The sequence below is a fragment of the Providencia sp. PROV116 genome (assembly GCF_028482485.1).
Taxonomy (GTDB): Bacteria; Pseudomonadota; Gammaproteobacteria; order Enterobacterales; family Enterobacteriaceae; genus Providencia; species Providencia rettgeri.
Genome location: NZ_JAMPQO010000016.1, coordinates 1 through 16,578, shown reverse-complemented (window position 1 = coordinate 16,578; position 16,578 = coordinate 1). Strand labels below are relative to the sequence as shown.

Below are 16,578 nucleotides of genomic sequence, written 5' to 3'. Positions count from 1 at the left end.
GATTCAGACTTATGTTGAGGAGGCACCATGAATCAATCCACTATAGAACCTGTTCGCCTTGATAAATGGCTGTGGGCTGCGCGGTTTTATAAAACGCGTGCAGTCGCCCGTGAAATGATTGAAGGTGGTAAAGTTCATTATAATGGGCAAAGAACTAAGCCCGGGAAGATTGTTGAGCTACACGGAATCGTTAAGCTTCGACAAGGTAATGATGAACGGACGGTTGAAATCATGCAAATTAGTAGCCAGCGTAAAGGCGCGCCGGAAGCACAGTTGCTGTACTGTGAAACCGTAGAAAGTATTGAACAACGAGAGAAAATGGCACAAGCGCGTAAGATGAATGCACTGACGATGCCACATCCAGAGCGACGTCCAGATAAGAAAGAACGGCGTACTCTATTAAAGTTTAAACAAACAAATTCTCATGAGTCGTCTTGATGACGGCCTGAGCAACAGCCCGAGCAATAGAGAGATATTATGGCAAACCAAGACTTACTCCACCGTTTTTTATTTGAGCAACATTCCGTTCGTGGGGAAATGATCAGTGTTGATGAAACCTTTGAACATATTTTAGAAAACCATGACTACCCAACAGCGGTGAAAGGTTTGTTAGGTGAGTTACTTGTTGCTACCAGTTTATTGACGGCAACGTTGAAGTTCGATGGTGATATTACTGTCCAAATTCAAGGGGATGGGCCGGTTAATCTGGCGGTTATCAATGGTAATAATTTACAACAGATGCGTGGTGTTGCACGTGTAGATGGCCCTGTTGTGGCTGGTAGCACTCTGAAGCAGATGATTGGTAATGGTTTTATGGTGATTACCATCACACCGAATCAAGGTGAACGTTATCAAGGAATTGTGGCGATCGAAGGGGATTCTATTGAAGAAAGCATTGATGCCTATTTTCGCCAGTCAGAGCAATTGCCAACCCGTTTATTCATTCGTGTGGGTGAAGTAGATGGGAAACCAAGTGCAGGTGGCATGTTGTTGCAAGTTTTACCAGCAGCAAATGAAACAAGCCATGAGTTCTTTGACCACTTAGTGCAACTGACAGCCACAATTAAAGGCCAAGAGCTGAGTTCATTGGATGTGAAAGAGGTTTTACACCGTCTTTATCATGAAGAAGATGTCACGTTATATGACCCACAATCTGTCGAGTTTCGTTGTACTTGTTCAAGGGAGCGTTGCGAAAGTACATTAGCGACGTTACCGAAGGAAGATGTTATCGATATTTTACACAAAGATGGAAAAATTGATATGGAGTGTGAATTTTGTGGCTCACATTACGTATTTATTGAATCCGATCTTCAAGGGTTAAATAATGAGCTAAATCAGCAACTTCACTGATACGATTTAGCAACCTAATTATGTGACAAGGGTGCAATTCTGCACCCTTTTTTTATAATTTTAAAGCATTATTACGTGCTCTAAGTCTCATTATGAATTAAAAAAAATTATACATTTTCAATTCTTTGATAGCAATCGCTGTTAATTAGTCGTAAAGAATTATGATCATCCGCAGATTAATTATGTTTACCAGGAGCAATATAATGAGCGCTAAAAGCATTACCCTGAAGGAACTTGAAAAGTACGGTATTCATGATGTAGCTGAAGTGGTTTATAACCCAAGTTACGAGCTATTATTCACGGAAGAAACTAAGCCAGGACTTGAAGGTTATGAGCGTGGAACAGTAACCACTTTAGGTGCTGTTGCGGTTGATACAGGTATCTTTACTGGTCGTTCACCAAAAGATAAATATATTGTACGTGATGACGTGACTCGCGATACTGTTTGGTGGGCAGACCAAGGTAAAGGTAAAAACGACAACAAACCGATGTCACAAGAAGTTTGGGCGGATCTCAAACATTTAGTGACTGAACAACTGTCTGGTAAACGTTTGTTTATCATTGATGCATTCTGTGGTGCGAACGCCGACACTCGTCTAAAAGTACGTTTCATCACTGAAGTTGCATGGCAGGCGCATTTCGTTAAAAATATGTTCATTCGCCCATCAGATGAAGAGCTAGTGGGCTTCGAACCTGATTTCATCGTCATGAACGGCGCGAAATGTACTAACCCGAATTGGGAAGCACAAGGTTTGAATTCAGAAAACTTTGTTGCGTTCAACTTAACAGAGCGCATGCAACTGATCGGTGGCTCTTGGTATGGTGGCGAAATGAAGAAAGGTATGTTCTCTATGATGAACTACCTGCTGCCATTAAAAGGCATTGCATCTATGCACTGTTCTGCTAACGTCGGCGAAAAAGGCGATGTCGCCATTTTCTTTGGTTTATCTGGAACAGGTAAAACCACACTTTCTACCGATCCAAAACGTAAGTTAATTGGTGACGATGAACACGGTTGGGATGATGACGGCGTATTCAACTTTGAAGGCGGTTGCTACGCAAAAACTATCAACTTATCTAAAGAAGCTGAGCCAGACATCTATGGTGCTATCAAACGTGATGCGTTATTGGAAAACGTGATGGTGTTGGCAGATGGTACAGTTGATTTCAATGATGGTTCAAAAACGGAAAACACCCGTGTTTCTTATCCAATCTACCACATTGACAACATTGTAAAACCTGTTTCTAAAGCGGGCCATGCAACAAAAGTTATCTTCTTAACCGCAGATGCATTTGGTGTGTTGCCACCTGTTTCTCGTTTAACGCCTGAACAAACGCAGTACCACTTCCTATCAGGCTTTACCGCGAAATTAGCAGGGACAGAGCGTGGTGTGACGGAACCGACTCCGACATTCTCTGCATGTTTTGGCGCTGCATTCTTATCATTGCACCCAACACAATACGCTGAAGTATTAGTTAAACGTATGGAAGCGGCTGGCGCGAAAGCTTACTTAGTGAATACAGGCTGGAACGGTACAGGCAAACGTATCTCCATCAAAGATACTCGTGCCATCATCGATGCTATTTTAAGTGGTGATATCGAAAAAGCGGACATGATTAAACTGCCTGTGTTCGATTTAGAAGTCCCAACAGCATTACCGGGTGTGGATACCAATATCCTTGACCCACGTAATACTTATGCAGACAAAGCGCAGTGGGATGAAAAAGCGCAAGACTTAGCAGAACGTTTCGTGAATAACTTTGATAAGTACACGGACACGCCAGCAGGTGCTGCACTGGTGAAAGCCGGGCCAAAACTGTAATTAGTTTTGTGAATCAATAAATAATAAAGGCTCTACCAATGTAGAGCCTTTTTTGTTGTGAAAATGATTATTCTGCGGATGGTAAGTCAAACAACAGGATTTCACTATCTTCACTTGCTTTGATGGTGAGTGCTGTTTCTTGCCAAATAGCTAAACCATCGCTGGTGGTTGCTTTTTGGCCATTGATTTCCACATTCCCTTTGACGACTTGAATCCATACAACTCGCTTATCAGCGACCGCATGAGTGTGTGTTTCATTTGCAGGTAATGCCCAGCGCCACAGTTCCATATCTTGATAAACTTTTAATGAGCCATCACGTGCATCCGGTGATAGCACCAATTGCTTGCCATCTTTGGAATCGAACCGTTTTTGCTCATAACGTGGCTCAATACCCGTTCTCTCAGGAATGATCCAAATTTGGTACAGGTGTAGCTCTTCTTCATTGCTTGGGTTGTATTCAGAATGACGAATACCCGTACCCGCACTCATAATTTGGAATTCACCCGCAGGGATTTGCTCCATATTGCCCATGCTGTCTTTATGTTCGACAGTCCCATTGAGCACATAGGTCAATATTTCCATATCTTTATGGGGGTGGGTTCCAAACCCTTGGCCCGCAGTAATAAAGTCTTCGTTAATCACTCTCAGTGCAGAAAAGCCCATAAATTGCTCATCATAGTAGCTAGAGAATGAAAAAGTATGCCAACTGTCGAGCCATCCATGGTTTGCATGACCACGTTCGTTTGCTTTGCGTAAATAAATCATCGTGTTCTCTCCTGTACGGATTTCAACCTTGGTTGAACTCGCTCTAAATGTATTGATGACAGTTTAACCAATTTACACACAGAGAAAAGTAGCTCCCATTAACCATAGGATCCAAAAAATTTGAACAAGATAGGTAGTGATTGCAGAGAATTGTGGGGTAAATAAAAAAATAGCCAGCGCAAGGCTGGCTAAAGTAAACACTGGAAGCAATGTGAGCAATGTCGTACCCCCTGCAAAAGGGTGACTAAGTAACCCTATCGAGGAAGTGATGATAATGATAATGGTTATCAATATCGTTTGTAAAGCATTATTTTTAACCAAAATAATATATCTTATAATTAAAACTGCAATTATATGATTTATATGAAATTAAATATTAACCATTATTTTTCAATGGATTAAGATTTTCTGGGCATCAATACAGGAGGATACGCTTAACGGAACAATTCCGTTAAGCGTCAGGTTAAGACTGAGTGTGTTTCCAGTCTTTTTTCTATTATTCTGTAAAAGGGAGAGGCAAGCTTTCCGCACATGCAGCTGCGGAACTCCATGCCCATTGAAAATTATAACCTCCGAGCCAGCCAGTTACATCCATCACCTCACCAATAAAGTACAGGCCAGACACTTTAAGCGATTGCATGGTTTTAGACGATATTTCGTGAGTATCAACGCCACCTAATGTTACTTCAGCTGTGCGGTACCCTTCCGTTCCATTAGGTTGTACCTGCCATTGGTGTAATGTGGTGTGCAACGCTTCAATTTGAGGATGGTTAAGCTGTTTTAGCGCACATTCAGGGATTTGCCCTTGAGCTTGTAATATCTCAATTAGCCGTTTAGGTAGTATTTTTGCTAAGGTATTTTTCAACGATTGATTTGGGTGCTGGTGTTTCTCTGAAGCGATAAAATCATTTACGGCAATATCGGGAAGTAAGTTAATACTTACGTACTCACCAGGGTTCCAGTAGCTGGATATTTGCAAAATGGCTGGACCAGAAAGCCCCCGATGGGTGAATAAAATATTTTCTTTAAATACGGTGCCATTTGCTGCTGTTACCGTTGCAGGGACAGAGATGCCTGAAAGTACCTGCAATGTTTCTAAAAGGGGTTTATGTAAAGTGAAGGGCACCAGTGCTGCTCGTGTTGGAATAATAGTATGCCCAAACTGTTCCGCAAGGCGATAGCCAAAGGGGGTTGCACCTAAACCAGGCATCGATAAGCCGCCGGTTGCAACGACAAGTGAGTGGGTACTTACTTGAGAGCCGTTAATCGTGACTAAAAAACCATCATCTATTTTGTCAACGGCAGTGACCTCACTGCGTAACTTAATAGTGATATTAGGTAGGTTACACTCACTTTGCAGCATATCGACGATATCTTGTGCGCTATTATCACAAAAAAGCTGCCCTAAGGTTTTTTCATGATAAGGGATATTATATTTAGCGACTAAGGCAATAAAATCCCACTGTGTATAGCGAGCAAGTGCTGACTTACAAAAGTGCGGGTTCGTAGAAATGTAATTACTGTGCTCTGTATACATATTAGTGAAATTGCAGCGTCCGCCACCGGACATCAATATTTTCCTGCCTAATTTTTTCCCGTTATCAACCACTAGCGTTTTCAAACCGCGTTTGCCAGAGTGTGAGGCACAAAATAAACCTGCTGCGCCAGCACCTAAAATAATAACGTCGAAATTTTTCACAATAAGTGTCTCTATATATGTTTGATTTTAAGCATAATTACATTGATAACTGGGATATTTTACGTCATCTCATCGAGATTGTAATGTAAAGCTTTGAGGAAGAACTGATGAAAACTATACAGGACGTATTATAATTAGAGAAATTCGTCTAAAAAAAGCAAACAATGATTATTTTCTGGAAATATCGTTAAAAAGTTTCAAAAATTCAGAATAACCTTGATTGCTGCAATTCATTGAAATATATGGAGTAATTGCTATGAGGTACTTTTTTGATGGGTAGTTAAATCAAAAAAAGGTTAGATTTTGCTTCCACCGCCAGCGTTTGTCACTGATAATGCGCCGCGTTCATGTCCAACATATAATGGCTTAACGTCTATGCTACATCTTTTTACAGGTTTAGAATTTCATACAGGTCTATTATTAGTTCTGGCACTGTTGTTTGTGCTGATCTATGAGGCTATAAATGGCTTCCATGACACCGCTAACGCGGTAGCAACGGTTATTTATACCAGAGCAATGCGGGCTCAGTTCGCAGTTGTCATGGCAGGGGTTTTTAACTTTTTTGGTGTCTTGCTGGGAGGGTTGAGCGTTGCATATGCCATTGTCCACCTCTTACCAACAGACCTCTTGCTTAATGTGAGCTCAGCTCACGGCCTTGCAATGGTTTTCTCATTGCTCTTGGCTGCAATTATTTGGAACCTTGGAACTTGGTACTTAGGTATTCCTGCTTCCAGTTCACACACACTTATCGGGGCGATAATCGGGGTGGGCTTAACCAACGCGATTGTGACTGATTCGTCTGTCGTTGATGCCTTGAATATACCGAAAATGATCAGTATTTTCATGTCATTAATTTTGTCTCCCGCTATCGGTTTTGTGATTGCCGGTTTGATGATTTTCTTTTTGCGCCGTTATTGGAGTGGCACAAAGAAACGTCGTCGTATTCACTTAACACCTGCGGAACGTGAGAAAAAAGATGGTAAGCGTAAGCCGCCATTCTGGACCCGTACTGCGTTGATTTTGTCAGCAGTTGGGGTGAGTTTCTCCCATGGTGCGAACGATGGCCAGAAAGGCATCGGTCTTATCATGCTGGTGCTAATTGGTGTTGCTCCAGCAGGTTTCGTTATGAATATGAATTCTAACGGTTATGACATCGCAAAAACACATGATGCGGTTGTCCACCTGCAACAATACTATGAAACACATAAACCAGCGTTAAACCATGCAATAGAAAATGCCCCGACCGTTGCAGTAAGTAGTGATGAACTCGGTGGTGAATTCCATTGTGATAGCACACGTACTGGCGCTATTTTAAATCAAGCGCAAACGATGCTTGATGGCATTCAAAGTTATGAAGAGCTGACGCCAGACCAACGTAACCACGCACGCCGTTTGCTGATGTGTATCTCTGATACTGCGAATGCGGTTGCAAAATTACCAGAAACCAGTTCCAAAGATGCCAGCTTACTGAAAAAACTCAGTAATGATTTGCTGTATACCGTTGAATATGCACCATTGTGGATCATTATTGCGGTTGCTTTAGCATTATCATTAGGCACCATGTTTGGTTGGCAGCGTGTTGCTGTGACCATTGGTGAGAAAATTGGTAAGAAAGGTATGACTTATGCGCAAGGTGTATCTGCTCAGGTAACTGCGGCAGTCTCTATCGGTGTGGCAAGTTATACTGGTATGCCAGTTTCAACAACGCAGGTTTTATCTTCTGCAGTGGCGGGTACGATGGTTGTCGATGGTGGTGGTGTACAAACAAAAACCATTAAAAGCATTGCGCTAGCATGGTTATTAACTTTACCGGTGTCCATTGTGTTATCCGGCGGTTTATACTGGCTATCGCTGTTGTTTATCTAGTCGCGCTAATTTTGGCTTCATACATGAGTATGGAGCCTTTAACAGTTACATGAACACAGTAATCTACATATACAAAATAGTGATGATCGAAAGGCCATCACTATTTTTTCATTAGAAAGTTACGATCATAGTTAACCTGTTATCAATAAATACGCTAAACTCACGATAACAAGTATGCTGAGCCTGCTTATCATCATGAATTGCTTACGGATTCGCTCACAACGCAAAATAACTTCAGGGTCATAATGTTCAAGGTATTGTTTGTTATTTATGTATCGAACTAACCGGAGTTGTTTGTTTAGCTGGCCGTGTGTAGTAAAAAAACCATTACCATCAACGGATTGATAAAGCAGAGGGTCTGAATCCCTTAAAATAGACAATAGAACACGAACGGAAGAAAAGTACCGCATCATATTTAAGATGCACAAAATGCATAATGCCCAAAACAATGCAATCATACTGAACATAATCCTCTCCTTAGAACCTAGCTCAAGCTCACAGCAATTGTCGCAAAGGAAATACAGCAGAAAAATTATACTTATACTCAGTTATTTTATTGTAGGATAAATTATTGTTTAAAAAAAGTGCAATTAGCGTAAATTTGTGATGACCTTTTGTTTATATTGAAGAAAATAAACCTGAGTTACTGAACTTTAATATCACAGTTTGCTGGGCAACTTTGTTGTTTTACTAAGCTAAAGAGTCTCCATAACTCGAATTTTTTAGGGCAATATATTAATATTGAATGAATGATGTTATTGTTTTATAAAATGTTATATGAAGTGATGATTTTAAGGTTAATCTGCTTAGATGTGATCAAAGCAACACTTAATAATCACAATTAGCAGGTATAGTATTCATAAAGATGTGGTGAAGGCATAACCACCAGATAATCAGCATTCGGAAGGAGTTTACTTATGGCTTACAAACATATTCTCGTTGCGGTAGATTTATCACCTGAAAGTAAAGTATTACTGGATAAGGCTGTCTCTATGGCAAAACCTTACGGGGCCAAAGTATCTATGATCCATGTTGATGTTAACTATTCAGACCTCTATACCGGTCTTATTGATGTCAATCTTGGTGACATGCAGCAACGTATTACTGATGAAACGCGTAATGCTCTGAAGGATTTGTCTGCAGGTGCAGGTTATGAAATTCAAGAAACACTCAGCGGTAGCGGTGATCTAGGCCAAGTACTGGTCGATGCCATTAAAAAATACAATATGGATTTAGTGGTCTGTGGGCACCACCAAGATTTCTGGAGCAAGCTGATGTCGTCTGCTCGCCAGCTAATCAATACAGTCCATGTGGATATGTTGATTGTACCACTAAATGATGATGAAGAATAATCCATATTACGCCATTTGAAATATTATTCACTAAAAACGCTTGCTTATGCAGGCGTTTTTTTTGTTTCAAAATATGTATTTTGAGGTAGTTATTGGCAGGTCAAGCAATTTATTTTGCTATAGAGTGAAAAAAAACCTTGAATTTAGAATACAAACTAATGATATATTCAATAGGCAAACGCAAATCAACCTCACATTTCCTAAAAATAATGATAAGAAAGAGTGAGGCACATCACAACAACTACATGTTAAAAAGGAAGACATAGATGACACAATCACTATCTTCGTTCTTGGAGTCTGTCCAAAAAAGAGACCCTTCTCAACCTGAATTTTTACAAGCGGTACGTGAAGTATTCACTTCCCTTTGGCCGTTCTTAGAGCAAAATGCGAAGTATCGTGACCAAGCATTACTTGAGCGTTTTGTTGAACCTGAACGTGTGATTCAATTTCGAGTGTGTTGGGTAGACGACCAAGGTAAAGTTCAAGTCAACCGTGCATGGCGTGTACAATTTAGCTCTGCAATCGGCCCATTCAAGGGTGGTATGCGTTTTCATCCATCTGTGAATTTATCCATTCTGAAATTCTTAGGCTTTGAACAAACACTGAAAAATGCCCTGACCACATTGCCAATGGGTGGTGGTAAAGGTGGCTCTGACTTTGATCCTAAAGGTAAAAGCCATGGCGAAGTGATGCGTTTTTGCCAAGCATTGATGACAGAACTTTATCGCCATATTGGTTCTAATACTGACGTCCCTGCGGGGGATATTGGTGTGGGTGGACGTGAAGTGGGCTTTATGACAGGTATGATGAAAAAACTGTCTAATGACACTTCTTGTGTATTCACCGGTAAAGGATTGTCTTTTGGTGGTAGTTTAATTCGCCCTGAAGCAACCGGTTACGGTTTGGTTTATTTCACAAATGCAATGCTAAAACGCCATGGCCTAGGCTTTGAAGGGATGCGTGTAGCAGTTTCCGGTTCAGGTAACGTTGCACAGTACACCATTGAAAAATGTATGGAGCTTGGCGCTAAAGTGGTTACAGCTTCTGATTCAAGCGGTACTGTGGTTGATGAAGACGGTTTTACAACAGAAAAACTTGCACGTTTGGAAGAAATCAAAAACAACTATGGTCGTATTGAAGAATATGCAAAAGAGTTTGGCTTAACTTACTTAGCGGGCCAGCAGCCATGGAATGTGCCTGTCGATATTGCTTTGCCATGTGCAACACAAAATGAGCTGGATGTTGATGCAGCAAAAGTGTTAATCAAAAATGGTGTTAAAGCGGTCGCTGAAGGGGCTAATATGCCAACGACGATCCCTGCAACCGAACTGTTCCTTGAAGCGGGAGTGCTGTTTGCTCCAGGTAAAGCGGCTAATGCAGGTGGTGTGGCAACGTCAGGTCTTGAGATGGCTCAAAATGCGGCTCGTCTAGGTTGGAAAGCAGAAAAAGTTGACGCTCGTCTACACCATATCATGTTGGATATTCACCAGCACTGTGTGGAATTCGGTGGCGAAGAGAAACAAACAAACTATGTTCAAGGTGCTAATATCGCGGGCTTTGTAAAAGTCGCTGATGCAATGCTTGGGCAGGGTGTGTTGTAATTCTCTGACCTCAAAACGTACGCGAAAGGGCGGCTGTATCATACTGATAAATTCACCTGTACATACGCCCTTCGCCGTTACGTTTATTCGTTATTTTTAATGCATGGATAGATATCAAACCGATGGTTTTTAGTGGTAATCGCTGATGGCGCTTTTTGTCCCGCAAGGGGCTCTGCATAGTCAGGGCGCTTAACAACTACCCTACGTTTAGCCAAAGTAATCGCAGGGGCTAATAATGAATCTGCATCATCATCTGCTCCCACCAATGACTGAAATACTCGCATTTCCTTCTTCACTAAAGCACTTTTTTGCCGATGAGGGTACATCGGGTCGAGATAGATAACATCAGGCGCGTGGGTTATTTCACTCAGAGCGGTAATACTGGATGCATGGATCAATGACATTCGCTCTTGTAACCATGGGCCAATTTCTGCATCTTGATAGCCCCGTTGTAAGCCATCGTCTAATAGGGCAGCAACCACAGGGTGACGTTCCAACATGCGGACATGGCAACCGAGAGCGGCGAGAACAAAGGCATCACGCCCTAGGCCAGCAGTGGCATCAACCACATCGGGAATATAATCTTTTTTGATTCCCACAGCTTTGGCGACCGCTTCACCACGACCCCCTCCAAATTTACGGCGATGGGCCATAGCCCCAGAGACGAAGTCGACAAAAATTCCCCCTAATTTAGGTTCATCTAGCTTACGCAGTTGTAAATTTTCAGGCGTAAGCACGACAGCCATAACGGCATCAGGGGTATGAGAAAGCTGCCATTTTTCAGAAAGTTGAGAGAGCGTGCCGGGATCGGCACCCTCTTCACAGATCAACTGGATCGCAATGTCATTAGCCATGGATACCATAGCTCTTTAACATCGCATCGAGTTCTGGTTTACGACCACGGAAGCGTTCAAACAGCGCCATTGGCTCTTCAGAACCCCCACGACTTAGGATATTGTCGAGGAAGGACTGACCCGTTTGACGATTAAAGATACCTTCTTCACTGAAGCGTGAGTATGCATCTGCCGCGAGTACATCTGCCCACAAGTAGCTGTAATAACCTGCGGCGTATCCCCCCGCAAAGATATGGCTAAAGGCATGTGGGAAACGTGACCATTCAGGGGAGGGTACGACAGCGACTTTGTCTTTAATTGCATATAACGTTGGCATGACTTGCGCACCTTTTGCTGGGTCATATTCAGCGTGTAAGGTGAAGTCAAATAGACCAAATTCCAACTGACGCAGAACAAACATGGCTGACTGGTAATTCTTCGCCGCTAACATGCTATTGAGCATTTCTGTTGGTAATGGTTCGCCTGTTTCATAATGGCCAGAAATAAATTCGAGGGCTTCGGGCTCCCAGCACCAGTTTTCCATAAATTGACTTGGTAGCTCGACGGCATCCCATGGCACCCCGTTAATCCCTGCGACATCTGCAACATCAATTTGTGTTAACATATGATGTAAGCCGTGGCCAAATTCATGGAATAAGGTAGTGACTTCATTATGGGTAAACAGTGCGGGTTTATCACCGAGTGGCTTGTTGAAGTTACAAGTTAAGTAAGCGACAGGATTTTGTAACGAGCCATCTTTATGCACCATACGACCCACACAATCGTCCATCCAAGCCCCACCACGCTTGTGTTCACGAGCGTAGAGGTCAAGGTAGAAACTACCGCGCAGAGTGTTGGTTTCGTCATAGAGTTCAAAGAAACGCACATCTTTATGCCATGTTTCGATGTCATTGCGTTCTTTGGCGGTTAAACCATAGATACGATGAACAACCTCGAATAACCCATTCAGGACGCGCTGTTCAGGGAAATAAGGGCGTAACTGCTCATCATTTAATGAGAATTTATGCTGTTTTTGTTTTTCGCTGTAATAGGCTAAATCCCAAGACTCAAGCTTATCAATACCATAATGTTCTTTAGCAAAAGAGGTCAGTTCAGCCAGCTCATTTTCCCCTTGCTGATGAGCACGGTCGGCTAAATCATTGAGGAAATTCAGCACCTGCTCTGGCGATTCGGCCATTTTGGTCGCTAGGGATTTTTCTGCGTAGTTTTTAAAACCTAATAATTGCGCTAGTTCGTGGCGTAAAGCCATCAGTTCATCAATTAATTCGCTATTATCCCATTTACCTGCATTTGGGCCTTGGTCCGACGCACGGGTGCTATATGCATAGCTCATCTCACGGCGTAATTCTGCGTTGTTAGCATAGGTCATAACAGGTAAATAGCTTGGCATATCAAGGGTGAGTAAGTAGCCTTCTTCACCTTTTGATTCAGCCATGGCTTTTGCTGCAGCAATTGCACTTTCTGGCATGCCCGCTAATTCGTTTTCATCTTTAATGAGTTTACTCCAACCCATGGTAGCATCAAGAACGTTATTGCTAAATTTAGATGCTATCTCCGACAAACGTGCAACGATTTCACCATAACGTTGCTGTTTTTCAACGGGTAAGCCAATGCCTGATAATTCAAAGTCACGTAAGGTATTTTCGATGGACTTACGTTGAGCTTGGTTAAGGGAATTAAATTCAGCACCTTCTTTTAATGACTTATATGCTTGATATAAAGGCTCATGTTGCCCCATCCAAGTACTGAATTCAGACAGTAACGGCAAGCATTTTTCATACTCTTCGCGCAGTTCTGGGCTGTTTTTCACCGAGTGTAAATGACTAACTGGCGACCAAACACGAGAAAGCTTATCACTGGCTTCTTCTAAAGGTTGGCACAGGTTGTCCCAAGTGTATTGATCCGTTGCACTCAGCAGGTTTTCTACTGTTTGGCGATATTCATTGAGTACATGTTGGACTGCGGGGAAAACATCTGCAGGTTCTATAGTAGAAAAGCGGGGTAGTGCGGAATCGGCTAATAATGAATTTGTCATAAAACATCCTGTGATTGCAGGCTTGTGCTCGTAGGCCAAGGCTTACTGTGTTGACAATAAAAGTTAAATGGCGAACTTATACCCAAATAGGGTTAATGTTATGGATCATATAACCAGTACGCCATAGCGAATATAAGAAAGTATATGGGGGCAGATGTACAAACCTCAATATCAATCTAACGTTTTTTCTTATTAACACTTATCAATAAATGGGTTTTTTGTTGGCTTTTATCAATAAAGGCAATAGTTGTAGTTTCAATGCTTTGGAAAATAATGAATTCAGTCTATAATCACTTTCCAATCTATAGAGGAAGATCGTCGTCTCCGGTGAGGCGGCTGGATTTCAAATCCAGTTGGGGCTGCCAGCAGTCCCGGGCAGGTTCGACTCCTGTGATCTTCCGCCAAACGCAGTTTCTGAATTTCTTCCAAAAGCTATATTTTCTTTGTAAATCAATAAGATTAATCATCTCAAAGTCTGTCTGATTCTCCCCTTGTTTACTGGTTTCTACCCCTGTTTGGGGGCAAAATTGGAGACATAATTTTTCCCTATTTTTTGGATGCCCCCACAATGAAGCTTTACGCCCGCCAGGTAGCGGCCTCAAGGCCAATGGTAACCCCCTATAAAATGACCGATGGAGGGGGGTTATATCTCGAGGTTATATCAACGTTTGCAGGAGAGCTTAATTAAAGGTGGATTATCGGGCCGAAATGCAAAAGGTAAGCGAGCTCGTACTTGTTCAGTAAATGGTATTGATGGGGATATTAAATTAAATAAAGCATTGTGGGTGATGACTGAAAAGATGCACAAACATTTTTCTTGCAGAGAATGGATATAGGTAATAGTAGTACATTGTTTTTACATAAAATAATGTGCTTGCTAGCTATTTATAAGTCGGGCGAAGTGCGTAAAACGGATGTGACGGTTGCGAAGAATTATCTACGTGAAAATGAACTGAAGGAATTAAACCGTATCGTCAATATGTGGCTCGACTTTGCCGAAGACCAAGCACTGGCCGTAAGCAAGTATTCTTACAAGATTGGGATACTAAACTGGATCAGTTTTTAAGTTTCAATGACCGAGACGTATTGCAAGGCGCTGGTGGAATAAGTAAGAAAGCCGCTGATGAAAAAGCTAAAGAGATATTTGATATTTTTGCTCAAAAACGTCGTCGGTTAAAAGAAGCGGAAAGAGCGAGAGCGAATATCGCGGCGCTGAAAGATTTGCTGAAAATAGGAAAGTAGAAAAATAGTAGAATCACTATTTTTAGTTAAATTGCTAAAATTAGCTTAGTACCTGAGGTGGTCGTAGTAAACAAGGGGGAGCTCATACTCACTAACGGTTCATAACCACGAAAAGTGTACTAAGAACCTTTTAGTATTAGTGAGTCATTACAGCTTTTAGTTAGGTTGATTCCCTAACTAGAAATCAGCCTTAGAAAAACCAGTCATAACATCCAGTTCCATTTCGCGGCCTAATGCCGTCATTGGATGGACAATTATCAAACCTCGCACGGACTTCTTCAGCTTGCCAAGATCGGCTTGTTCTTTCTTAGTGATTGGGCGTTTGAATGGCATATCGACTAACTTCTGTGCTTCTTTGCTGAGCTTTTGGTTACGCACTGCTTTCAGGCGAGTAACTTCAGTTTCCAACGTCACTTTTTCTTTTTCGAGTTCTGCGTATTTTTCTGCATCGCTCGTCAGTTGCATACTTGCCATCTGGTGACGAATAAGGTCTAAGCGGTCGCTAAGAAGCTTAATTTGTGTTTTTTCAATTTCTTTCATTATTTAATTAACCGTGAATAAATTTCTTGTCGGCAAGTATACACTATTTCGTATTAGAGGGTGAAAAGGGATATAGACTAACACCCCATGTGACGACGCCTTTATCGCTCATCATTCATGCAATGAAAACAACATAATTACTTTATAAATCAACTTATCACTCAACCACTCACAATTCTGTTTTTTTATGCCTTAGTGATATCATGATTAAGTGCTTGCATTTCGGTATCATCACTGACCTTTCTGACATATTATATTTAATTTTCTGAAAAATTATTATTTTTAGTTAATTTATCGTTGGTATATAGCAAAATATAACGAGGTATAGATGAGATCATAATGACTAAACGTAAATTTATTACACGTACAGAGGTGAATTCTTTATTGGATGCTACAAAGCAAGGTCGCTATCCTAATCGCGATTATTGCTTGTTATTAATGAGCTTTTTGCATGGGTTAAGAGTTAGCGAGCTCACTCATATCACAATGGCTGATATTGATTTAGTGCAGAAAGTGATATTTATTAGGAGACTAAAAGGAGGGCTGTCTACCGTACAGCCTATAATTCCCGAAGAGTTTAATGCGATTGAAAAATGGCTAGCTGAAAGAGATTCTTGGAAAACAGCGGGATCAGATTGTTTATTTATTTCACAAAAGGGAAGCCAAATTTCTCGTTATCAAATTTATCGTTTATTTGAGCAGTATGGAAAAATAGCTGGGCTTCCTGTAAAGCTTCATCCTCATATGCTAAGGCATGCATGCGGCTATGCATTAGCTGATTTGGGCCGGGATACACGATTAATTCAAGATTATTTAGGGCATCGAAATATCGCTCATACTGTAATTTATACTGCGAGTAATGAAAAAAGGTTTAGTGGTATTTGGTTGAATCAATAAGCAATTTAATGACTTGTATCAACATAAGGCTAGCACTAAACATAATAATATGAACTAAACACCAAGAATACCTCAGTTATTTAGGCAATTGATTTGATAAAACTGAGGTATTCTTATGCATATTAAGGGCAATAATTATTTTGAAAGCCACAAACAACATACTCAACTAATTTATTTCACAGCCTTTAAAAATAAAGTTAGTTAATAATTTTATTTATTCTTTTTTTTTGAATTATCATGATTTAATTACTCCAATTAAGAGTGACAGCAAATCACTTTCGTTGTTAACTAATTGTTATCATATTTTAATCATTTTTTTTACAATAATAGTCCATTTTTGATTGCTAAATAAAGCCACTCTGTGAAATGGTAGGATGTAAGTGAAATTATTTAGATGATAAATTCATGTTTTTGGTTTTTGTAAGTTAAAAACTTTTAATTTCCGCTGTAAAATACAGCAATATAATATATAACAAAAAAATTAATCAATTATCAATGATAATCAATTGGATAAATAAAATGTCTATAAAAATCAATCTATAATGCAACATAA

The 16,578-nt window shown here is 40.9% G+C and carries 13 protein-coding genes, 1 tRNA gene and 2 pseudogenes; 10 read left to right on the top strand and 6 right to left on the bottom strand.

Annotated elements, in window-relative coordinates:
• Positions 1-27 precede the first annotated feature (27 nt).
• From hslR to pckA, 3 genes are all read left to right on the top strand, one after another.
• Positions 28-438, top strand: a complete 411-nt coding sequence (gene hslR, locus PSE72_RS12085; RefSeq protein WP_004906574.1) for a ribosome-associated heat shock protein Hsp15 — start codon at positions 28-30, stop codon at positions 436-438.
• A 39-nt stretch (positions 439-477) separates the two neighbouring features.
• The gene (hslO, locus tag PSE72_RS12080; protein ID WP_115166327.1) at positions 478-1,350 is read left to right on the top strand and encodes an Hsp33 family molecular chaperone HslO; all 873 of its coding nucleotides are present in this window, start codon (positions 478-480) and stop codon (positions 1,348-1,350) included.
• Between the two features lie 203 nt (positions 1,351-1,553).
• Positions 1,554-3,173 (top strand): phosphoenolpyruvate carboxykinase (ATP), encoded by a 1,620-nt coding sequence (gene pckA / locus PSE72_RS12075; RefSeq protein WP_004906570.1) that lies wholly within the window; start codon positions 1,554-1,556, stop codon positions 3,171-3,173.
• A 67-nt stretch (positions 3,174-3,240) separates the two neighbouring features.
• Here pckA and PSE72_RS12070 read toward each other — a convergent pair whose 3' ends face one another.
• Positions 3,241-3,939, bottom strand: coding sequence for a pirin family protein (locus PSE72_RS12070; protein ID WP_115166328.1), 699 nt, complete (start codon positions 3,937-3,939; stop codon positions 3,241-3,243).
• Positions 3,940-4,435: 496 nt separating this feature from the next.
• Positions 4,436-5,638, bottom strand: a complete 1,203-nt coding sequence (locus PSE72_RS12065) for an NAD(P)/FAD-dependent oxidoreductase (protein ID WP_004906564.1) — start codon at positions 5,636-5,638, stop codon at positions 4,436-4,438.
• 375 nt (positions 5,639-6,013) lie between these two features.
• On the opposite strand from PSE72_RS12065, the gene pitA reads away from it, so the two are divergent.
• Positions 6,014-7,504 (top strand): inorganic phosphate transporter PitA, encoded by a 1,491-nt coding sequence (pitA, locus tag PSE72_RS12060; RefSeq protein WP_115168232.1) that lies wholly within the window; start codon positions 6,014-6,016, stop codon positions 7,502-7,504.
• A gap of 131 nt (positions 7,505-7,635) precedes the next feature.
• Here the strand turns inward: pitA and uspB are convergent, their stop codons facing one another.
• On the bottom strand, positions 7,636-7,971 hold the full coding sequence (gene uspB / locus PSE72_RS12055; RefSeq protein ID WP_004906561.1) for a universal stress protein UspB: 336 nt from the start codon (positions 7,969-7,971) through the stop codon (positions 7,636-7,638).
• A 450-nt stretch (positions 7,972-8,421) separates the two neighbouring features.
• Here uspB and uspA point away from each other — a divergent pair, with 450 nt between their 5' ends.
• Both uspA and gdhA read left to right on the top strand, forming a co-directional pair.
• A complete protein-coding gene (uspA, locus tag PSE72_RS12050; RefSeq protein ID WP_004263149.1) occupies positions 8,422-8,856 on the top strand; it encodes a universal stress protein UspA in 435 nt (144 codons plus the stop codon).
• 266 nt (positions 8,857-9,122) lie between these two features.
• Positions 9,123-10,457 (top strand): NADP-specific glutamate dehydrogenase, encoded by a 1,335-nt coding sequence (gdhA, locus tag PSE72_RS12045; RefSeq protein ID WP_004263145.1) that lies wholly within the window; start codon positions 9,123-9,125, stop codon positions 10,455-10,457.
• An 83-nt stretch (positions 10,458-10,540) separates the two neighbouring features.
• Here the strand turns inward: gdhA and rsmJ are convergent, their stop codons facing one another.
• Positions 10,541-11,311, bottom strand: coding sequence for a 16S rRNA (guanine(1516)-N(2))-methyltransferase RsmJ (gene rsmJ / locus PSE72_RS12040; protein WP_115166329.1), 771 nt, complete (start codon positions 11,309-11,311; stop codon positions 10,541-10,543).
• Positions 11,304-13,346, bottom strand: a complete 2,043-nt coding sequence (gene prlC / locus PSE72_RS12035; RefSeq protein ID WP_115166330.1) for an oligopeptidase A — start codon at positions 13,344-13,346, stop codon at positions 11,304-11,306. Before prlC ends, rsmJ begins: the two co-directional genes overlap by 8 nt.
• A 309-nt stretch (positions 13,347-13,655) precedes the next feature.
• Here prlC and PSE72_RS12030 point away from each other — a divergent pair.
• The 3 genes and pseudogenes from PSE72_RS12030 to rhuM form a co-directional block, all read left to right on the top strand.
• Positions 13,656-13,750 (top strand) — tRNA-Sec (locus PSE72_RS12030).
• Positions 13,751-14,002: 252 nt separating this feature from the next.
• A pseudogene (locus PSE72_RS12025) lies at positions 14,003-14,182 on the top strand (DUF932 domain-containing protein); the annotation flags it as partial.
• 41 nt (positions 14,183-14,223) lie between these two features.
• Positions 14,224-14,588: pseudogene (gene rhuM, locus PSE72_RS12020) on the top strand (RhuM family protein); the annotation flags it as partial.
• A gap of 177 nt (positions 14,589-14,765) precedes the next feature.
• Here rhuM and PSE72_RS12015 read toward each other — a convergent pair.
• Entirely contained in the window at positions 14,766-15,128 is a 363-nt protein-coding gene (locus PSE72_RS12015; protein ID WP_109912301.1) for a YibL family ribosome-associated protein, read from the bottom strand.
• Between the two features lie 339 nt (positions 15,129-15,467).
• On the opposite strand from PSE72_RS12015, the gene PSE72_RS12010 reads away from it, so the two are divergent.
• Positions 15,468-16,025 (top strand): tyrosine-type DNA invertase, encoded by a 558-nt coding sequence (locus PSE72_RS12010; RefSeq protein WP_004266220.1) that lies wholly within the window; start codon positions 15,468-15,470, stop codon positions 16,023-16,025.
• Positions 16,026-16,578: the final 553 nt, after the last annotated feature.